This is a genomic window from Photorhabdus sp. P32, from assembly GCF_038085095.1.
In the GTDB taxonomy this organism is placed as follows: domain Bacteria; phylum Pseudomonadota; class Gammaproteobacteria; order Enterobacterales; family Enterobacteriaceae; genus Photorhabdus; species Photorhabdus luminescens.
The window spans coordinates 19,778-39,677 of the sequence record NZ_JAZGJN010000265.1 but is presented as its reverse complement, the minus strand read 5'-3'; the positions used below and the strand labels follow the sequence as shown (position 1 = coordinate 39,677).

Below are 19,900 nucleotides of genomic sequence, written 5' to 3'. Positions count from 1 at the left end.
AAACAGCCCACTTAGTGGTGGGCCGTTTATTACTAAAGACAGAATAACTGGATCAGTTACGAGTAGAAGTTACTGGTGCTGGCGTTGCTGTTTCCTGAACAATGCTGTTCGCGGAAGTTGAGAGTTGTTTACCTAGCGTATTATTCAGAGCAACTAAATCCTTCTCATTTAACGTACCAAGTGCATGCTGAATATTCAGTTGATTAATCAGATAATCATAGCGAGCATTGGATAGCTTTTGTTTGGCCTCGTACAACTTTGTCGTGGCATTCAGTACATCAACAATGGTACGTGTACCAACTTGATAACCCGCTTCCATTGCGTCGAGTGAGCTTTGCGCGGAAACAACAAGCTGTTTATAGGCGTCAATACTGCTGATGGAAGCCGATATGTTGTTAAAGGAAGAACGGACAGTCTGTACAACATTACGGTAAGCGCTCTCTAATTGTTCGCTGGCGCTGACAAAACTATATTGTGCTTGTTCAACGCGGGAGCTGGTTGCGCCGCCGCTATAAATTGGCAGACTAAGTGTCAGGCCAACGCTGTTTTCACCGCTATAGTTGTTTGATCTGCCTGGTGCATGATTCTGGCTGTTTGAAACATTGGTAGAAGCGCCTAAATTAATGGTTGGCATATGGCCGGCTTGGGCTGCTTTGATTTGTTCACGAGCCAGATCCTGACTTAAACGGGCGGATAGCAGATTTAAATTACGTTTCTCTGCCTCTTTCAGCAGAATATCTACCGCTTCTGGTTTCTGTGTTTTGAAATGATCAATATTCAGCGAGGCTAGCCTAGGGTAATAAATACCCGTTACCTGACGCAGAGCTTCCAATGCATTGTCCAGATCATTACGGCTGACAACTTCCTGAGCGAGTACGTCATCATAGTTAGCACGGGCGTTCTGGACATCAGTAATTGCAACCAGACCGACATTAAAACGTTGAGTCATTTGATCCAACTGGCGATAAATGGCCGCTTTCTGAGCTTCAATGTAGGAGAGCGTATCAATGGTGCGTAATACTTTGAAATAAGCTGTCGCACTATCCAGAATCAGTTTTTGTTCACTGCTTTGATAGCTAACATCAACAATACCTGCCGTTTTTTCTTCTAAGTTCAATTGGCGCCATTTAGACATATCAAAAATGGTCTGACTCAATCCAAGATTCGCATTCAATGTATTGCTTTCTGTGTCACGTTGATCGCGGTAACCACTTTTATAGGAGTATCCGGTATTTAATTCCAACTGAGGTAATAACGGGCTACGGGATTCATTAATTTTTTCAAAAGCTTTATTACGTTCAGCCATTGATTTACGTAGTTCAGGGTTACTCTCTTTTGCTTGCTTATAAACTTGCAAAAGATCTTCAGCCTGACTCATTGAACTAAATCCCGTCAGGCTCATAGCGATAAAAATGGAGAGCAGTTTCTTCATTGTAATTCCTTGATTGCACAGCTATTTTGCTCGTTGTCTATCCCATTAGACTATTTTATTCGCCATGCTTTGTGATAAAGAGTGAATGCTCCGGGGGCTGCCCGTTGCCCGAGTTCACTATTCATTACAAGAACGGCTCATTACAAGAACGGCCTGCACCAATTACGCCTATTGGGATAGACTCTTACGTTGCCTTGGTGAAAAACGAAATGTTACTGATTCTAGCAGAGTATGCTATCAGCCAAAGGTAGCCGTTTGTGCCATATTGCCTTAATTTAGCTTAACTTTACACCACCAAAGGATGAATTTTTTAACTCTGCTTGATTAATATCATCTTAGTGGCTAGCCAATAAGGAAGTATTAAGGAGAATTTTATGCATAAGAAGTCGTCAACACCAGTTATATTGGATAAGCAGGATGTGGAAATTATCACGAAAAAAAGTTTATACAATGGGTTCTTTAAACTGACAAATTACCGCTTTCGCCATCGCTTATTTGCTGGTGGTTGGAGTGAAGAAGTGAGCCGTGAAGTGTTTGAGCGGGGCCATGCCGGCGCATTGTTGCCTTATGATCCACGTCGTGATGAGGTTGTATTGATCGAGCAGATACGCATTCCGGCAATAGAGACAAAAGCAACGCCGTGGTTGCTGGAAATTGTCGCCGGTATGATTGAAGAGGGCGAAGAAGTGGAACAGGTGGTGCGCCGCGAAACGATGGAAGAGGCAGGAATTGAAGTTAAACGTTGCAAACCGGTGTTGAGTTATCTCTCCAGCCCAGGAGGAACAACGGAACGTATCTCTGTGATGGTGGGGGAAGTGGATGCGACGACAGCTACCGGTATTCATGGCTTGTCTGGCGAACATGAAGATATTCGGGTGCATGTAGTCAGTCGTGAACAAGCTTATCATTGGATGGAAGAAGGAATTATTGATAATGCTGCTTCTGTTATTGCGATACAATGGCTGGCATTACACCATGAAAAGTTAAAAAAAGAGTGGAATTCAGATAATTCCTAATTTTTGACTGAGAAAAGGGAAGTGTGTGCCAGTCAGCAGATCTCTTGCGTTAAAACGAGTTATGATGCTCGTCGATGACTTATAGGACAAGGAAACCATTTGGAAAGCCAGTTTGAACTGCCTGTGGTAGAAGGAACCACAGCCAAAATATTGCAAATAACAGATACGCATCTTTTTGCCGGCAAAGAAGATACTTTATTGGGTATCAATACTTATCGTAGTTACCAGGCGGTACTGGATGCCATCCTCAAACAAAATGCTGATATTGATTTAATCGTAGCGACAGGTGATTTGGCGCAGGATCAGTCGCTGGAAGCTTATCGGCATTTTGCTGAGGGTATCGCCCGTTTGCCGGCGCCTTGCGTCTGGTTGCCCGGTAATCATGATTACCAGCCTGCGATGGTGGATGCCTTGGCGGCGGCTGGCGTCTCTCCGTCGAAACAGATTTTAGTCGGTAAACACTGGCAACTTTTGATGCTTGATAGTCAAGTGCAGGGCGTTCCTCACGGAGAGTTGTCGGAATATCAGCTTGAATGGATGAAAAAGTGCCTAGATAGTTATCCTGAACGTTACACGGTGATCCTGCTTCATCATCATCCATTACCATCGGGTTGTACCTGGCTGGATCAGCACAGTTTGCGCAATTCACATATTTTGGCCCAGTATCTGCAAGGTTATTCACGGGTTAAGGCGATGCTTTGCGGGCATATACATCAGGAGATGGATCTGGATTGGAATGGCATCCGTATGATGGCGACACCATCGACATGTGTGCAATTCAAACCACATTGTACCAATTTTATGCTTGATACTGTTGCTCCGGGATGGCGTTATCTCGAATTGTCTGTTGCCGATAATGGCGAATTTGGTTTGACCACTCAGGTTCATCGACTGGAGAGCAATGAGTTCTGCCCTGATTTAGATTCGGATGGATATTAGGTTGTGTTTGTCTCCTTGTGTTGCTGTGTTACTCTCTGCTTATTGGATTTGTTGAGCCTCACTATTTGTGGCTTGTCGCACAGGAGCGTAGCGGCCGGTGGTATTTACGCACAATTGAGGGGCACGGCCTGATGTCAACGTTACTCTATTTGCACGGTTTTAACAGTTCCCCACAGTCTGCAAAAGCCAAGGCCCTAAAAGCGTGGTTGCATCAACATCATCCTGAAATCGACATGCTGGCGCCTCAGTTGCCGCCTTATCCGGAAGAAGCGGCTGAACTGCTGGAAAATCTGGTGATGGAGCGTGCCGGGGATGATTTGGGTATCGTTGGCTCTTCTCTCGGTGGTTATCTGGCGATATGGCTTTCACAATGTTTCAGCTTGCCCGCTGTAGTTGTCAATCCAGCCGTGCGTCCGTTTGAGTTACTGCGGGATTATCTTGGGGAAAATATTAACCCCTATACTAACCAACGATATACGTTGGAGCCGCGCCATATTTATGACCTCAAAGTTATGCAGATTGAACCTCTGGAATCGCCGGATCTTATCTGGTTATTGCAGCAAACCGGAGATGAGGTGTTGGATTACCGCCAGGCGGTTGCTTATTTGGTATTATGTAAGCAAACTATTGAATCTGGCGGTAATCATGCCTTTATCGGGTTTGAACACTATTTCCCACAAATCATCAATTTTCTTGGGCTTTCTGGTGATGGCGAGAAAAAACTTGCCAAAAATGTTTGAACGACTGGTATTATCAACAGTATACAAAACTGATTAGCCCTTTAATCAAGAAGCAACCAACAGAATTACAACATGACTCAATCTAGTTACAACGCAGATGCCATTGAAGTTCTCAGTGGTCTGGAGCCGGTTCGCCGTCGTCCGGGAATGTACACTGATACAACTCGTCCGAACCATTTGGCACAGGAAGTGATCGATAACAGCGTGGATGAAGCTTTGGCGGGTCACGCTAAACATATTGAAGTGATCCTTCATAGCGATCAGTCACTGGAGGTCATTGATGATGGCCGCGGCATGCCGGTTGATCTTCATCCAGAGGAAGGGGTTTCAGCGGTTGAATTGATCCTGAGCCGCTTACATGCCGGTGGTAAATTTTCGAATAAAAACTATCAGTTTTCTGGTGGTCTCCACGGTGTGGGGATCTCGGTGGTTAATGCTTTATCCAAGCGGATTGAAGTCACCGTCCGCCGTGACAGTCAGATTTATCAGATCGCTTTTGAAAATGGCGATAAAGTACAAGAATTGGCAGTGATTGGCAGTTGCGGCAAGCGCAACACCGGTACCAGCGTTCACTTCTGGCCTGATGAAAGTTTCTTTGACAGCCCACGTTTCTCGGCTTCTCGCCTGACCCATTTGTTGAAAGCGAAAGCGGTGTTATGTCCGGGAGTGGAAATTGTTTTTAAAGACAAGATCAACGATACCGAGCAGAAATGGTGTTATGCCGATGGTCTGACTGACTATCTCATGGCGGCGGTTAATGGCCTGATAACTTTGCCGGAAGCGCCTTTTGTCGGTACTTTCAGTGGTGCGACCGAAGCGGTTGACTGGGCGTTGCTCTGGCTGCCGGAAGGGGGAGAGTTACTGGCTGAAAGTTACGTGAACCTTATCCCGACGATGCAGGGCGGAACACATGTAAACGGGCTACGTCAGGGGTTACTGGATGCAATGCGTGAATTTTGCGAATTTCGCAATATCTTGCCGCGTGGTGTGAAGCTTGCCGCCGATGATATCTGGGATCGCTGTACTTATGTTCTGTCGGTAAAAATGCAAGATCCGCAATTTGCGGGTCAGACTAAAGAACGCCTCTCTTCGCGCCAATCTGCGGCTTTTGTTTCTGGTGTTGTCAAAGATGCTTTTAGTTTGTGGCTGAACCAGAACGTTCAGGAGGCAGAGCAACTGGCTGAATTGGCGATCGCCAGTGCGCAACGTAGGATGCGTGCAGCGAAAAAGGTTGTGCGTAAAAAATTGACCAGCGGCCCGGCATTACCGGGGAAACTGGCCGACTGCACATCACAGGATCTCAATTTCACTGAACTGTTTCTCGTGGAAGGCGATTCGGCGGGGGGATCGGCAAAACAGGCGCGTGACCGTGAATATCAGGCGATCATGCCGCTGAAAGGGAAGATTCTGAATACTTGGGAAGTCTCTTCGGATGAAGTGTTGGCATCGCAGGAAGTTCATGATATCTCCGTTGCGATTGGCATCGACCCGGATAGCCACGATCTCAGCCAGTTACGCTATGGCAAAATCTGCATTCTGGCGGATGCAGACTCAGACGGTTTGCATATTGCGACGCTGTTGTGCGCACTGTTTGTCCGTCACTTCCCAACATTGGTTAAGAACGGCCATGTTTATATGGCGATGCCGCCTTTATATCGTATTGATCTAGGTAAAGAAGTGTATTACGCACTGGATGAAGAGGAAAAAAGCGCGGTGCTGGATCGTCTGAGCCGCAAACGGGGTAAACCTAACGTACAGCGCTTTAAAGGATTGGGTGAAATGAACCCAATGCAATTGCGTGAAACGACGTTAGACCCAAATACCCGCCGTCTGGTGCAGTTGACTATCGATGATGAAAACTATCAGGAAACCTTCTCGGTGATGGATATGCTTCTGGCGAAGAAGCGTTCAGAAGATCGCCGTAACTGGCTGCAAGAGAAGGGCGATACGGTAGAAATTGAAGTATAACGCCCACAGGGATAGTCAACGAAGATTCTGAGGAAATTAGCGAATGAGTGAGATAACTCATGATGGCGTGGAGCGTTTGCCGCTCCACGCATTTACGGAAACCGCCTACCTGAACTACTCCATGTACGTCATCATGGATAGGGCATTGCCTTTTATCGGCGACGGTTTGAAACCGGTTCAGCGCCGTATTGTTTATGCCATGTCGGAATTAGGCTTGAACAATACCGCCAAATTTAAGAAATCCGCCCGTACCGTGGGTGATGTGTTGGGTAAATACCATCCACATGGCGATGGCGCTTGTTATGAAGCTATGGTGCTGATGGCGCAGCCATTTTCCTACCGTTATCCTTTAGTGGATGGACAAGGGAACTGGGGGGCGCCGGATGATCCCAAATCTTTCGCCGCGATGCGTTATACCGAGTCTCGCCTGTCCAAATATGCCGAGTTGCTGTTAACTGAATTAGGGCACGGTACTGTTGATTGGGTGCCAAACTTTGACGGCACGTTGCAGGAGCCGAAAATGCTGCCGGCGCGTCTGCCAAATATTTTGCTGAATGGCACCACTGGTATTGCGGTGGGGATGGCGACAGATATTCCGCCCCATAACGCTCGTGAAGTGGTGAACGCACTGGTCACGCTGCTGGATAAGCCACAGAGTTCCCTTGATGATCTGATGGAACACGTTAAAGGCCCTGATTATCCGACCGAAGCGGAGATCATTACTTCTCACGAAGATATCCGTAAGATTTATAAAAGTGGCCGTGGTTCGGTACGGATGCGCGCTGTTTGGTCAAAAGAAGATGGCAATGTCGTGATCACCGCGTTGCCGCATCAGGTTTCTGGCGCCAAAGTATTGGAACAGATCGCCAACCAAATGCGGGCCAAAAAGCTGCCTATGGTTGATGACTTACGTGATGAATCTGATCATGAAAATCCAACTCGTCTGGTTATTGTTCCTCGCACAAACCGGGTTGATTTAGAACTGGTGATGAATCATCTGTTTGCGACCACGGATTTGGAAAAAAGTTATCGCGTCAACCTGAATATGATTGGGTTGGATAACCGTCCGACCGTGAAAGGGCTGGTTGAGATCCTCTCTGAATGGCTGATATTCCGCCGGGAAACGGTTCGTAAGCGTCTGAACCATCGTTTGGAAAAAGTCCTTAAGCGCTTGCATGTGCTGGAAGGCTTATTGATCGCTTTTCTCAATATTGATGAAGTCATTCACATTATCCGTAGTGAAGATGAGCCAAAACCGGTATTAATGTCACGTTTTGGTTTAAGTGAGACGCAAACAGAAGCCATTCTTGAGCTGAAATTGCGCCACTTAGCTAAACTGGAAGAGGTGAAAATCCGTGGCGAGCAAAATGAGCTGGCAAAAGAGCGCGATAAGTTACAGGCGATTCTAGGTTCTGAGCGCAAATTGAACACGTTGTTGAAGAAAGAGATCGTGGCAGATGCGGCCGCTTATGGTGACGAGCGTCGTTCTCCAATGAGAGAACGTGATGAAGCCAAAGCGATGAGTGAGCATGACATTGCGCCTTCTGAGCCGGTGACAATCGTATTGTCTGAAATGGGTTGGGTACGTAGTGCGAAAGGCCACGATATCGATCCGGCCGGGCTGAATTACAAAGCGGGTGATAGCTTCCGTGGCGCGGCCCGTGGCAAGAGTAACCAGCCGGTGGTTTTTATTGATACGACAGGTCGCAGCTACTCGCTTGATTCGCGGGATTTGCCTTCTGCCAGAGGGCAAGGGGAGCCGCTGACGGGGAAACTGACTTTGCCTGCCGGGGCAACGGTAGAGCATGTACTGATGGCGCCTGATGAACAGAAGTTTCTGATGGCCTCTGATGCCGGTTATGGCTTTATCTGTAATTTTAGTGATTTGGTTGCTAAAAACCGAGCGGGTAAGGCACTGATTACATTGCCGGAAAATGCTCGCGTCATGACGCCGCTGGAAATCAATAACTCGCAGGATGATATGCTGCTGGCAATTACCAGTGCAGGCCGGATGTTAATGTTCCCGGTTGCAGATTTACCGCAGCTTTCTAAAGGGAAAGGGAATAAGATAATTTCTGTTCAGTCAGCCGCAGAAAATGACCTGTTGAGTTGGTTATTGATACTATCGCCGCAATCGTCTATTACACTTTACTTTGGAAAACGTAAATTGACGCTGCGTCCTGAAGATCTTCAAAAATTCCGGGCAGAACGTGGGCGTAAGGGAACACCTCTGCCTCGAGGGTTGCAGCGTATTGAACGGGTTCAGGTTGAGACACCGCCTTCTACTATTGGGTAACTGAATAGTGGGATTAAAGAGGCAACTTGAAAGATAACGGGTATATACCTAATAGATTTCGAGTTGCATCGCGACGGCAAGAGAGCGAATCCCCGGGAGCATAGATAACTATGTGACCGGGGTGAGTGAGCGCAGCCAACAAAGAGGCAACTTGAAAGATAACGGGTATAAAACTAACGGGCTAAAGGGGCCCGTTAAATAAGAGGGGATTATGTTAGCAATTATTCGCGGCATTATTGTTATTTTGTTTTCGATTGTAGTGTGTGTCTCTGGCGCTATTTACTGTTTATTCAGACCACGTCATCCTGACCATGTTATGGTGTTTGGCAATATGTTTGGGCGGTTGTCGAAAATATTTGGCGTCAAAATTATTGAACGTATTCCTGCTGAAGCTAAGCGTTATGGTCCGAGTATCTATATTGGCAACCACCAAAACAACTATGACATGATAACCATGTCCAATGCTGTTCAGCCGGGTACCGTGACAGTAGGTAAAAAAACTTTAGTGCTGATCCCATTTTTTGGTCAGCTTTACTGGTTGGCCGGCAATATTCTGATTGATCGTGCTAACCGTGCTAAAGCACATGGCACGATTACCCAGGTTGTGGAGCAAATTAAAAATCGTCATCTTTCTGTTTGGATGTTTCCGGAAGGGACACGTAGTCGTGGTCGAGGTTTATTGCCGTTTAAAACTGGCGCTTTCCATGCTGCGATCTCGGCGGGAGTGCCTATTGTGCCGGTTTGTGTCTCTTCCATCACTAATGACAAGATTAAATTGAATCGCTGGAATAATGGTTCCGTCATTGTTGAAATGTTGCCTCCTATTGATACTTCTGGATATACCAAAGAGCAGGTGCGTGAGCTGGCGGAATATTGCCATAAAGTGATGAAAGTTAAAATAGCAGCATTGGATGAAGAATTGGCTGCAATGGAGAAACAGGATAAGTACTCATAATAGGTTATTTTTGACCACTCTTTTATAATAAAGTGTGGGTCTGACAACGGCGATAGCTTTTAAGCGTACTTTAATCCTCACATATTTAGTATATGTGAGGATTTTTGTTCGTTGTCCATCTCCACAATTTATTATTGGTCGGAAATGATATGTACTGAGCACTGACAGGGAGAGATTCGTGTAATGCATTCAGATAGTTTAATTCCCTCCATATTCGCGTTATGATGAGTGCTTGATAAATAATGTTTTTGTTAAGCGCAATCAAAAGGATAATAAGCTTTAATAACTTCAATATTGAGTTATTCGCTTCCGGGGTGAATGGATTGCAGTGTCTCAGCTATTTTTGAGGCATATAAAACCGGAATTTAATTAAGTCTGTCGCGGAGAAAATATGTCATTTAGTCGGCGCCAATTTATTCAGGTATCAGGCTTGGCGATGTGTATCGGAGCCACTCCTTTATTGGTTCGGGCCAGCAAAAATCAGCAGACTGCTTTGCCGGTTCCCCCTTTATTGGAATCCCGTGGTGGGCAGCCGCTATTTCTGACTTTACAAAAAGCGCATTGGACTTTTGATGGACAATATAAAACCAGTGTATGGGGAATTAATGGCCAATATCTTGGTCCGACTGTACGGGTTCATAAAAACGATGATGTCAAACTGATATACAGCAATCGGCTAGCGGAACCGGTTTCAATGACTGTCAGCGGATTACAATTGCCCGGTACGTTGACTGGTGGGGTTGCCCGTCAGATTTCTCCGGGGGCGGATTGGTCGCCAGTGTTGCCTATTCGTCAGCAGGCGGCAACTTGCTGGTATCATGCCAATACACCTAACCGGATGGCGCCGCATGTTTATAAGGGTTTGGCTGGCATGTGGTTGGTGGAAGATGAAACCAGCCGCCATTTGCCATTGCCAAAACATTATGGCGTTAATGATTTCCCGGTTATTCTTCAGGATAAACGGTTGGATAACTTTGGGGTTCCTGAGTATCAGCCAACCTCTGATAGTGGATTTATCGGTAATACTCTGTTGGTTAATGGCGTACAAAATCCTTTTATTGAAGTATCTCGTGGCTGGATTCGTTTACGTTTACTCAATGCATCCAATGCCCGCCGATATCAGCTACAGATCAGTGATGGCCGTCCTTTCTATATGATAGGCACTGATTTGGGGCTATTACCTGCGCCGATAGCTGTTCAGCAACTCTCCCTTGCGCCAGGAGAGCGGCGTGAAGTATTGATTGATATGTCCAAAGGGGACGAAGTTGTTGTTACCGCAGGTGAATCAGCCGGAATACTTGATAAGTTACGTGGGTTGTTTGAACCCTCCACAGTGTTAAATTCCAGCACTGTTCTGACCATTAAAGCAACAGGTTTATTATCTTTGGTGACAGATGATCTTCCATCTCGTCTGGTTGATGATGTCACGCCGGTTTCCAATGCAATTCGTAACCGGGAAATTTATCTTGATGGTAATATGCCGGGAATTAACGGTGCGTTGTGGGATATGAATCGGGTAGATATTACCAGTCAGCAAGGAACTTGGGAGCGTTGGATCGTAAACGCCTCTGTCCCACAACCGTTCCATATTGAAGGTGTGCAATTTAAGGTGATTAACCACAATGGTGGAACACCTCAACCGCAAGATTATGGTTGGAAGGATACTGTTTGGGTTGATGGGCGAGTAGAGTTACTGGTTTATATGAACCAGCCCTCTTATGAACACTTCCCATTCCTGTATTACAGCCAGATTTTGGAAATGGCCGATCGCGGCTCTGTTGGGCAATTAGTGACTGTACCGGCTAATCAGTAAATGAAAATAGCTAAACAAAGCTGAGGCGCGGTATTAATGCCGCGCACGTTTTAATTCTGCTTTGCCCGCTTTATCAGTCGTTTTTCAGCACTGATCATTAGAATTATTTTGTTCAAGAAGCTGAATGAACTCACTGAAATCAACGAATGTTTCAGGGGTTGGCCCAAGACGTTTACCGATATCTAATGTAGTCATCTCGGTCAGATCTTCTTTTTCTAATTTGAAGTCGAACACATCAAAGTTCTCTTTAATTCTTGATAGCGTTGTAGATTTTGGTATCACAATCATGCCGTTATCAATGTGCCAGCGGATAACGATCTGCGCGGGTGTTTTACCATACTTGTGTGTCAGATGTTGAATCAGTGGATTATCAAATACATTTTCGCCGCCTTGTGCTAGAGGGCTCCAGGATTCGGTAACGATATGATGTGTGGCATTCCAGGCATGGAGCTGACGCTGCTGTAACAATGGGTGCAACTCAATTTGATTAATGACGGGATGAACGCCGGTTTCATTGATCAGTCGCTGGATATGTTCAGGTTGGAAGTTAGAAACGCCGATACTGCGAATAAGCCCCTCTTTTTGCAATTCAATCAATTGTCGCCAGGCGCCGACGTATTGATCTTGCGGTGGCGCAGGCCAGTGAATGAGGTAAAGATCAACATAATCCAGCTGCAACTTTTCCAGACTTTCTGCAAAGGCGGCACGGACATCATTATGTCTGTCATTCCATAATTTGGTTGTAACAAAGATATCTTCACGGGGGATATCTGTTTCTTGTAATGCGTTGCCTACGCCTTTCTCATTGTTGTAGATAGCGGCGGTATCGATTGCTCGATAACCGATATCCAATGCAGCATGGATTGTTTCTGCTATCTGTTGGTCATCTGCGGCCCATGATCCAAGTCCCAATTGCGGCATGTGATTCCCATCAGCAAGTCTGATGATAGGTTGGTTATCCATTACTAACTCCTATAAAAAGATAGACTTAAAATATCAGTTAAAATCATTGCGATTGATATTAAGTTGATATTAAGAGTAATTGAAGAAAGTAATACAATTGGCGTGATCTAAGCCATGATTGTGATCAACACATGGCCAAGTGCATAGATTAACCGGTTTGGTGATGCATCGATACCAAGAATATCACTTAGTGGTTGAGCCTTAGTCCACATAATATTGGTACATTAAGTTAAGGATAAAAACCCTGCTGCTGATTGTAAACCACGATGACTTTTATTTACGTTTTGTCGCCGAGATTTTCTTGTGGCGCCAGTACATTAGCAGAGAGGCGCTTAAACCACTTAATAGCAACACTATGGGCAAAATGATCAAAATGTTCATTACCAGATCTTGGTGATGCTTAATAAACGGGATCTGATTGAGGAGATAACCAAAACTGACCACGATGACAACCCATAGCAAGCCGCTCAGCCAGTTAAAAACTTGAAAGCGTTTACTGTTAAGGCCGGATATGCCAGCCAGTGTTGGTAACAGTGTGCGGACAAAAGCCAAAAAACGGCCAATCAGTAAAGCGGCCAGACCATGTTTGAAAAACAACTCGTTAGCTCGTTGGCGATACTGAATAGGAAGTTGTGCCAACCAATTCTTAACCCGTTTGGTATCACCAAGCCATAGCCCTTGTAGATAGCCAAGCCAGCAACCGATACTTGCCGCTGTTGTTAATATAAAAATAGTTGGGATAAAACTCATGACTCCCTTGGCAATTAATGCGCCGGAAAGGATTAACAGAGTATCACCGGGTAGAAAGGCGGCAGGTAATAAGCCATTTTCCAGAACCAGCGTCACGAATAGAATGCCGTAGATAATCCAGAGAACATCGGGGTTGGCAAGTTTAGAAAAGTCATGCTGCCATAATGCCTGCATGATACCGTTTAGTACTTCCATTGCTTATCCTGTAACTGTTATACCCGTTATCTTTCAAGTTGCCTCTTTGTTGGCTGCACTCACTCACCCCGGTCACCACTCACCTCAGTCACATAGTTATCTATGCTCCCGGGGATTCGCTGCCTTGCCGTCGCGATGCATCTTGAAATCCATAGGGTATATAAAATAAATTTATTGCATTTGTATATATCAAGTCAGTTTACAGTAAAAGCTTAAGCATGGCTTGGTTTTATCCCTTTTAGGGAAAACTAATGGCTGATACTAATGAATCAATTGGGTCACATAATCATAAAATAAAAGTCAAAAAAATAGAAAAGGAGCGATTTATCGCAACCTTTTCAAAGTGCATTTTAAGGCTCGCTCATCAAAATCGATGTTAAATTTCATCTAGATTAATTCTGATCCGCTTTGCTGGATTTTTGGTACGCTCACGAACCACATCCAGAATATCCTCATCATTAATAAATTCAGTTAAATGTGGTGAATCAATAGACTCTTTTAAAAGAGAATTCCAATTGTCCGGTGGATGTCCAACGTTAAGCATTTCACCAAATACTTTGTAAGCGTCATGCTTATCGCCATATGCTCTTTTTGTTCTCTCGTCATTTACCCAGCCAAAGATAATAATTTTACTCTCGGCATGAAAACGGAAAAAAAGACGGTATTGTTGGAAAAATTTTGCTCTGAACCAATGTTTTCTTTTTCCACCTAATGTGTCACCCAAACGAAAGGCTATATTAGCTGGGTCACTGGGAATAATTTCAGTAACCAGTTTTATGATTGCAGCTAAGCGTTTTGCGTCATTTTTTTTCAGGTAGTCATTTGGATATTTCTGCTGAAGTTGTTCTACCTTATCTATTGCTTGTTTTAATTGTTCTATAAAGCATGGATGAGCAAAAAGAGCCCATCCATTTATTACACATACTCGATCGTACATAGTTCTTTACTCATCGTCATCGGATAATGGATTGTTCAGATCTATGTCTATTCCAGCGGTAAGTGACATCGCCCGGTTAATGAGTTGTTCATCTAATTGTTGTACTTGTTCAGGATGTTTCTTAATGTCTTTTGCCAGAAAGTTCAGAAATGACTCCATGACAAGATCTTTTTCTTCTTCGCTGTTTTTGCGACTAATAAGTACATCACCAGAAGATAAAATCTTATATGTGATACTGTCATGGCCTGGTTTTAGCTTAAGCGCTTTACGGACAGACGTTGGGATAGTTGTCTGGCTGCGACTGGTAAGCTTGGATTCGGCGCCAACTTCGAATTCAACACTTGGTAATGCGTGCATATTTTTACCTCGTTATGTTGATTTGAGAATCTGTTTAACGAAGTGTAATGCAAATGCATTGTACTGGCAATATATCTATATTATCACTTCATTATTACTTCCAAGTGTTAAGTTTTTCAGTTTATTACATGGAATAACAATAAGATTAATCAACAGAAATTCGCTTAAACCCTTCAGCGAGATCATCAATCAAATCTTGAACATTCTCCAGCCCGACATGCAGACGGAACAAGGTGCCTGTTCTTTGTGAAGTCGTCTTTTGTGAAATATCGTACTGGCGCATTATTTTTATCTCTTCTGGTTGATAACCCAGAATTAGGGATTCAAAACCGCCCCATGAAAATGCCATTTTAAAGTGGTGAAAATTATCCAGATAATCCGTAAATTGCTGCGGGGTTAATTTCTCTTTTAATTGAAAAGAGAACAGGCCATTACTGCCGCTGAAATCACGGATGAAATTCTGGTGGCCCGGGCAGGAAGGCAGAGCGGGGTGATAGACAGCGGCAACTTCGGTTCGTTGTTGCAGCCAGCGTGCGATTTCAAGACTGCTTTTTTCATGTTGTTTTAGGCGAATGGCTAAAGTACGCAATCCTCGACTGGCCATATAGACTGTATCGGCATCGGCTATCTGTCCCATCAAATAGGAATTCTCTCGCAGTTGCGCCCAACAACGTTCATTAGCCACAGCAATACCTAACATTGCGTCTGAGTGACCAATAATATATTTGGTGCCTGATTGAATCGAAATATCGATGCCGAATTCTAGCGCTTTAAACAGCACCCCTGCCGCCCAAGTATTATCGATCATGATGATAATATCTGGATTGACTTGGCGCACTGCGCGGACAATAGCGGGGATATCCTGTACTTCCATCGTGATGGAACCAGGGGATTCAAGAAACACCACTGTGGTATTGGGCTTAATCAGCTTGGCAATCTCCTCGCCGATCATAGGATCGAAATAATCGGTGGTAATATTCATCCGTGACAATATCTTGTCGCAGAAACTTTGCGTCGGGTCATAAGTTGAACCGGTTAATAGAATATGATCGCCGGCGGCGGCAAAAGCGAGAATGGCATTACTGACTGCGGCAGCGCCAGAAGGGTAAAGCATACAGCCTGCGCCACCTTCCAATTCAGCCATTGCTGCTTGAAAAGAGAAATGAGTCTGTGTACCGCGGCGGCCATAAAATAGTTCGCTCTTGCCCCGGTTTTGCGTCGCGTGTCTTTTGGCGGCGACAGAATCGAAGATTACCGATGATGTTCGCTGAATGATGGGATTAACTGCGCCTTGAGTAAATTTGGGGCTTCTACCTGCATTGACCAGTGAAGTTTCCAGTTTTTTTTCTGCCATGATCCATTGCCGCCTTTAACACTTCAATTTTTGAAATGGTGTAAAAAATAGAGTTAACACGTTAAAAGATTTAGACCTTTTTGTACAAAAGGATTAAGACAACTTGACGAAAATTCATCTGATTACCTGCGAGTAGGGGCTGTTTAACTTTATTTTGTGAAGGGGTAATACTTTTTTATTAAACAATAATGATAATTACTATCAAATCACTTAAGGTTTGATATTATCAGCCTGCATGTTCATTCAATTTGGTGAAGATGAGTGAAGACTCAGTATAAATAAGGTTAGTGAGATGACGAAAAGTAATTCACTGCTAAATAACAAGGTTTATAGCAAAGGGAGTAAAGGCCAACTGATGCGAAATTTGACTGCTTCAATAATATTAGCGTTCGGGCTGACCGGTTCAGCATTGGCTGATACAGCACCAGCGGCTGCAACAGATAACAATAATACGGCAAAAACCGCACAGATTACTCCGGCTACCACCCCGGCAGCGACGGATACAATTGCGCCATCCGCAAATCAGATTGCGCCGCAAACGGCATCTGCGACAGAATCCACTCAAGTGACGCCGGTTGCAACGGATGAGGTTGCACCTAAAGTTCCTGCTGATGAAGCTAGCCTTTCTAGCGGCTTTGCCACTGATCTGTCTATTTGGGGCATGTATCAGAACGCCGATGTTGTGGTTAAGACGGTTATGATTGGTCTGGTGATTGCTTCTGTTATTACTTGGGCTTTGTTCTTCTCAAAAGGTACTGAACTGTTGGTTGCCGGCCGTCGTTTACGTAAAGAGCAATTGGCTTTGGCGGAAGTTAAGAGCCTTGATCAAGCTACGGCAATGGCCGAAGGTTTCAGCAAGCACAGTATCAGCCGCTTGTTGCTGAATGAAGTACAGGCAGAACGTCAGTTATCTTCTGAGAGCACTGACCTGAATAGCACGAAAGAGCGCGCCTCTTTCCGTCTGGAACGTTCCGTTGCGGCGATCAGCCGTCATATGGGGCGTGGCAATGGTTATCTGGCAACCATTGGCGCGATTTCTCCTTTCGTTGGTCTGTTTGGTACGGTATGGGGCATCATGAATAGCTTTATCGGTATCGCTCACTCACAGACAACTAACCTCGCGGTTGTGGCGCCGGGTATTGCGGAAGCTTTGTTAGCGACAGCGCTTGGGCTGGTGGCGGCGATCCCTGCCGTTGTGATTTATAACATCTTCGCCCGAATGATCGCTGCTTACCGTGGTCAGGTTGGTGATATGGCGGCACAGTCACTATTACTGCTTGGTCGTGATCTGGATTTAGCAAATAACAAGACAAGGTGATTTATGGCGATACGTCTTAATGAAAATTTGGACGATAGCGGCGAATTGCACGAAATCAACGTCACACCATTTATTGACGTGATGTTGGTGCTGTTGATTATCTTCATGGTAGCAGCGCCGCTGGCAACCGTTGATATTAAAGTGGATCTACCTGCTTCGTCGGCAAAACCGCAGCCGCGTCCAGAAAAACCGGTATTTTTGACAGTTAAGGCTGATCGCCAGCTTTATGTCGGCGATCAACAGGTTGATCACGATACTTTGGCGGCGGTATTGGATCAAACTACTCAATCCAATAAAGAGACAACCATTTTCTTCCAAGCGGATAAAACCGTGGATTATGAAACACTAATGAGTGTGATGGATTCTTTGCGTAAATCGGGCTATCTGAAAGTAGGCTTGGTTGGGATGGAAGCAGTTTCATCAGGTTAGAGGCCTCTTCAATAAATAACCGCGCTGGAAAGCGCGGTTAAGATAGAATAATAATTAATAAGAGCCTAATTTGAACAGAATGGGGAATAATCACGCTGTTCTGGATCGATATGAAAACATCGAAATGACATTTACAGAATCTGTCTGATCATTAAGCTCATAAAGTGAGCTATCGTTAGCTAGCTCAAGCAGCATTGGCACTGTAATTTTCAGACGCTTAGCTAATGTTTCAATATCAATACAAACATCATTAATAAGCACTTTTATTGCTCGATGAAATAATTCAGGTTTTTCGTGGGGAATAAGATAATCCTCTTTTTCCTCAATGGCTTCTCCCTTACGTTTAAGCCCCAAAAAAGCCGTTTTGTATTGGGTATCGGTTAAAAGGGAAAGCTGATGTGCCCGATAAATAATTGCTGCTTTACTTACTTTCCAGGTTAATTTGAACTCACTTAGGCCCCGCCAGTTGATTCTTCCGCTTATCGGGACAGGGAAATATTTAGCCATTGCACTTCGTGGTAAAAGTAGGGCAGAGGCAAATTGGTTGGCTTGAGATTCGGTTGTTCTGTCACCAGTAGATATTCCGCCGTGTAGCACAAGATGTCCAATTTCATGTGCAATATCAAACCGTTGTCGGCATGGTGACTTCTTGGCTGTATTTCTGACAATGAAAGGTCGATCTAACGGAACAGATAACGCGTCAACATCATCAGACACTGAGTCAAACGAGGTAACAAATGCACCTAGCTTTTCAGCTAGGCGTGTCACATTTTCAATTGGCCCAAATCCTAATCCCCAATCAATCCGACATTTTTCTGCTGCTCGTTCAACTTCTTCTGGGGAGTTTGCTTTTAGCTCAGGAAATAACACTGGAGGTAAATTTAGGTTTTCTTCGAAAACGACGATTAATCGTCTATATAACTCAGCCTTTGCAAGTGCTGCTAATTTTGTTGCTACTCTAATTGCGCTGCGTTTACGGAAATGAACAATTTCTTCGTTCACAGGCGATTGTATTTGGGTTTCAAAAAATGCAGGAGTAACCTGCAATACAGTAGCTAATTCATTAGAAAGTTCATTAGTCGGCACAGCAAAGCCGGATTCCAGCCGCTGAATATATTGGCGGGTTTTATTAACCTGCTCAGCCACTTGCTCAAGGGATAGCTCGTGATACAGACGAGCTAACCGCAAATTAGAACCGTTGAACACTTGTCACCTACTACTTGTTGTTACGCTTGTTTTCTCTGGATTTATCAGGCATCGCAGCGCTGATAGGATCCAATTCGATTGTTACCGCAGATGGCGGTGTGTTGTCTGTAGAGTGCAGCATAGATATTTTACTATTATCGTAAGTCCATTGAGACAACATTTCTTCATGCTCGTTGTAGCCGGCAAAATGAACCTGTGCGCCTTCACCTTCAAACTGGGGTTTTTCTACAATAAAGCGCCATATTGTAGGAATCGTGATTTCTGGCGCCCAGAGCTGATCTACACTGTTACGGCGAAAGAAGCCTGATTTTTTGGGAGTTTCTGGGTCGTCAGTGAAAAAACGAAGTGGGATTGTTTCTATTTCGATAGTCGTATCCATACCTGGATTAGTTAGTTTCAGCCAATCATAAGTACCTTTCATACAGAGCTGAATAAGACATTGCCTTTGGCGGCCAAATGTACAGGTTCCTCGGGTATAATTATCATCTAATGGTGTAGAAAGCTGCTCATAGGTGTGATCAAGCACATTGAGTAGCTCTTTTGCAATGATACTTAAACGTTCTTCACTTAACTGTGGATGGAATTCCCAAGGGTAGCGGATGTTTGGCATTTGCTGTTTTCTCTAAAGGTGCAAAAATTCAAGTTTGTCAACCTTGATGTTGGTGCAAATTTCTGATTTTGTCAACCTGATATCATATAAATTGTTTCTTGATGTACTTTATTACCACTTATATTTATTTCTTTTGGTTAATTGCTATCTAAATTCCATTTAATTTCCACTTATAACTGGAAAAAATTGGCCTCCAAAGAGTGAATTAAAAAGTGTAGAGTGACTTTATTGGGGAAAATGGATAACCGATAAATACTTATTGAATTTTAGAGATAAATTGGATGAGTGTTCAATATGGTGAAAAATAATTTAGAGCCGACAGAAGTGACTAAAGAATTGCTATTAACCATCAGTGACTGGTTAAAAGAAATGGGGGCTTACACCACGGATATACAGCAACAAATGATGGAATCGCATGTGAAAGCGATGATTATGCGGGCGAAAACCGGTGAATTATTGCCGGCAGTGGATAAATCTTTATTTACCGATATTTCACTGGAATCAATGGAATTAGCGGAGCAGATAATAAATATGCTGCCTGGCTTAGCGATTGAAGAGGCTTGGTTGCTATCGGTTCATTTTGAGATTGCGCGGGCAAATAGCTAATATTTTTGGAGACAGC

General features: G+C 44.4%; 18 protein-coding genes. 10 read left to right on the top strand and 8 right to left on the bottom strand.

Features of this window, described 5'->3' with window-relative positions; all coding sequences use genetic code 11:
- Positions 1-52: 52 nt before the first annotated feature.
- On the bottom strand, positions 53-1,432 hold the full coding sequence (gene tolC, locus V2H77_RS12555; protein ID WP_341499059.1) for an outer membrane channel protein TolC: 1,380 nt from the start codon (positions 1,430-1,432) through the stop codon (positions 53-55).
- A 374-nt stretch (positions 1,433-1,806) separates the two neighbouring features.
- Here tolC and nudF point away from each other — a divergent pair, with 374 nt between their 5' ends.
- The 7 genes from nudF (at position 1,807) to ftsP (ending at position 11,159) form a co-directional block, all read left to right on the top strand.
- Positions 1,807-2,448: an ADP-ribose diphosphatase gene (gene nudF / locus V2H77_RS12550; protein ID WP_132343581.1), complete on the top strand. Its 642-nt coding sequence runs from the start codon at positions 1,807-1,809 to the stop codon at positions 2,446-2,448.
- Positions 2,449-2,547: 99 nt separating this feature from the next.
- Complete coding sequence (gene cpdA / locus V2H77_RS12545) at positions 2,548-3,387, top strand: 3',5'-cyclic-AMP phosphodiesterase (RefSeq protein WP_341499058.1); 840 nt, start codon at positions 2,548-2,550, stop codon at positions 3,385-3,387.
- Positions 3,388-3,518: 131 nt separating this feature from the next.
- Entirely contained in the window at positions 3,519-4,127 is a 609-nt protein-coding gene (gene yqiA / locus V2H77_RS12540; RefSeq protein ID WP_341499057.1) for an esterase YqiA, read from the top strand.
- A 72-nt stretch (positions 4,128-4,199) separates the two neighbouring features.
- Positions 4,200-6,095 carry a DNA topoisomerase IV subunit B gene (gene parE / locus V2H77_RS12535; protein ID WP_265379153.1) on the top strand — a complete coding sequence of 632 codons (1,896 nt, stop codon included), beginning with the start codon at positions 4,200-4,202 and terminating at the stop codon, positions 6,093-6,095.
- A gap of 43 nt (positions 6,096-6,138) precedes the next feature.
- On the top strand, positions 6,139-8,391 hold the full coding sequence (gene parC / locus V2H77_RS12530) for a DNA topoisomerase IV subunit A (RefSeq protein ID WP_341499056.1): 2,253 nt from the start codon (positions 6,139-6,141) through the stop codon (positions 8,389-8,391).
- 211 nt (positions 8,392-8,602) lie between these two features.
- Entirely contained in the window at positions 8,603-9,346 is a 744-nt protein-coding gene (locus tag V2H77_RS12525; RefSeq protein WP_341499055.1) for a 1-acylglycerol-3-phosphate O-acyltransferase, read from the top strand.
- Positions 9,347-9,737: 391 nt separating this feature from the next.
- The gene (gene ftsP / locus V2H77_RS12520; RefSeq protein WP_341499054.1) at positions 9,738-11,159 is read left to right on the top strand and encodes a cell division protein FtsP; all 1,422 of its coding nucleotides are present in this window, start codon (positions 9,738-9,740) and stop codon (positions 11,157-11,159) included.
- An 84-nt stretch (positions 11,160-11,243) separates the two neighbouring features.
- Here the strand turns inward: ftsP and dkgA are convergent, their stop codons facing one another.
- The 5 genes from dkgA to metC all read right to left on the bottom strand — a co-directional run bounded on the left by dkgA (position 11,244) and on the right by metC (position 15,715).
- Positions 11,244-12,122, bottom strand: a complete 879-nt coding sequence (gene dkgA / locus V2H77_RS12515) for a 2,5-didehydrogluconate reductase DkgA (RefSeq protein WP_341499053.1) — start codon at positions 12,120-12,122, stop codon at positions 11,244-11,246.
- Between the two features lie 273 nt (positions 12,123-12,395).
- A complete protein-coding gene (locus V2H77_RS12510) occupies positions 12,396-13,067 on the bottom strand; it encodes a DedA family protein (RefSeq protein ID WP_341499052.1) in 672 nt (223 codons plus the stop codon).
- A 376-nt stretch (positions 13,068-13,443) separates the two neighbouring features.
- The gene (locus tag V2H77_RS12505) at positions 13,444-14,004 is read right to left on the bottom strand and encodes a type II toxin-antitoxin system YhaV family toxin (RefSeq protein ID WP_341499051.1); all 561 of its coding nucleotides are present in this window, start codon (positions 14,002-14,004) and stop codon (positions 13,444-13,446) included.
- Positions 14,005-14,010: 6 nt separating this feature from the next.
- Positions 14,011-14,361: a type II toxin-antitoxin system PrlF family antitoxin gene (locus tag V2H77_RS12500; protein ID WP_341499050.1), complete on the bottom strand. Its 351-nt coding sequence runs from the start codon at positions 14,359-14,361 to the stop codon at positions 14,011-14,013.
- A gap of 145 nt (positions 14,362-14,506) precedes the next feature.
- Positions 14,507-15,715, bottom strand: coding sequence for a cystathionine beta-lyase (gene metC, locus V2H77_RS12495; protein ID WP_341499049.1), 1,209 nt, complete (start codon positions 15,713-15,715; stop codon positions 14,507-14,509).
- Between the two features lie 355 nt (positions 15,716-16,070).
- On the opposite strand from metC, the gene exbB reads away from it, so the two are divergent.
- Entirely contained in the window at positions 16,071-17,033 is a 963-nt protein-coding gene (gene exbB, locus V2H77_RS12490) for a tonB-system energizer ExbB (RefSeq protein ID WP_341499073.1), read from the top strand.
- A gap of 3 nt (positions 17,034-17,036) precedes the next feature.
- Positions 17,037-17,462 (top strand): TonB system transport protein ExbD, encoded by a 426-nt coding sequence (exbD, locus tag V2H77_RS12485; protein WP_049582635.1) that lies wholly within the window; start codon positions 17,037-17,039, stop codon positions 17,460-17,462.
- A 90-nt stretch (positions 17,463-17,552) separates the two neighbouring features.
- Here the strand turns inward: exbD and V2H77_RS12480 are convergent, their stop codons facing one another.
- Positions 17,553-18,668, bottom strand: a complete 1,116-nt coding sequence (locus V2H77_RS12480; protein ID WP_341499048.1) for a helix-turn-helix domain-containing protein — start codon at positions 18,666-18,668, stop codon at positions 17,553-17,555.
- Between the two features lie 10 nt (positions 18,669-18,678).
- Positions 18,679-19,278, bottom strand: coding sequence for a hypothetical protein (locus V2H77_RS12475; RefSeq protein WP_341499047.1), 600 nt, complete (start codon positions 19,276-19,278; stop codon positions 18,679-18,681).
- Between the two features lie 294 nt (positions 19,279-19,572).
- On the opposite strand from V2H77_RS12475, the gene V2H77_RS12470 reads away from it, so the two are divergent.
- Positions 19,573-19,884, top strand: a complete 312-nt coding sequence (locus V2H77_RS12470; RefSeq protein ID WP_341499046.1) for a transcriptional antiterminator — start codon at positions 19,573-19,575, stop codon at positions 19,882-19,884.
- Positions 19,885-19,900 lie beyond the last annotated feature (16 nt).

What these genes read in the sequence shown, in the direction of transcription:
- tolC (WP_341499059.1), bottom strand. Translation starts at nt 1,432, where the DNA reads ATGAAGAAACTGCTCTCCATTTTTATCGCTATGAGCCTGACGGGATTT.
- nudF (WP_132343581.1), top strand. Translation starts at nt 1,807, where the DNA reads ATGCATAAGAAGTCGTCAACACCAGTTATATTGGATAAGCAGGATGTG.
- yqiA (WP_341499057.1), top strand. Translation starts at nt 3,519, where the DNA reads ATGTCAACGTTACTCTATTTGCACGGTTTTAACAGTTCCCCACAGTCT.
- parE (WP_265379153.1), top strand. Translation starts at nt 4,200, where the DNA reads ATGACTCAATCTAGTTACAACGCAGATGCCATTGAAGTTCTCAGTGGT.
- parC (WP_341499056.1), top strand. Translation starts at nt 6,139, where the DNA reads ATGAGTGAGATAACTCATGATGGCGTGGAGCGTTTGCCGCTCCACGCA.
- V2H77_RS12525 (WP_341499055.1), top strand. Translation starts at nt 8,603, where the DNA reads ATGTTAGCAATTATTCGCGGCATTATTGTTATTTTGTTTTCGATTGTA.
- ftsP (WP_341499054.1), top strand. Translation starts at nt 9,738, where the DNA reads ATGTCATTTAGTCGGCGCCAATTTATTCAGGTATCAGGCTTGGCGATG.
- dkgA (WP_341499053.1), bottom strand. Translation starts at nt 12,122, where the DNA reads ATGGATAACCAACCTATCATCAGACTTGCTGATGGGAATCACATGCCG.
- V2H77_RS12510 (WP_341499052.1), bottom strand. Translation starts at nt 13,067, where the DNA reads ATGGAAGTACTAAACGGTATCATGCAGGCATTATGGCAGCATGACTTT.
- V2H77_RS12505 (WP_341499051.1), bottom strand. Translation starts at nt 14,004, where the DNA reads ATGTACGATCGAGTATGTGTAATAAATGGATGGGCTCTTTTTGCTCAT.
- V2H77_RS12500 (WP_341499050.1), bottom strand. Translation starts at nt 14,361, where the DNA reads ATGCACGCATTACCAAGTGTTGAATTCGAAGTTGGCGCCGAATCCAAG.
- metC (WP_341499049.1), bottom strand. Translation starts at nt 15,715, where the DNA reads ATGGCAGAAAAAAAACTGGAAACTTCACTGGTCAATGCAGGTAGAAGC.
- exbB (WP_341499073.1), top strand. Translation starts at nt 16,071, where the DNA reads ATGCGAAATTTGACTGCTTCAATAATATTAGCGTTCGGGCTGACCGGT.
- exbD (WP_049582635.1), top strand. Translation starts at nt 17,037, where the DNA reads ATGGCGATACGTCTTAATGAAAATTTGGACGATAGCGGCGAATTGCAC.
- V2H77_RS12475 (WP_341499047.1), bottom strand. Translation starts at nt 19,278, where the DNA reads ATGCCAAACATCCGCTACCCTTGGGAATTCCATCCACAGTTAAGTGAA.
- V2H77_RS12470 (WP_341499046.1), top strand. Translation starts at nt 19,573, where the DNA reads ATGGTGAAAAATAATTTAGAGCCGACAGAAGTGACTAAAGAATTGCTA.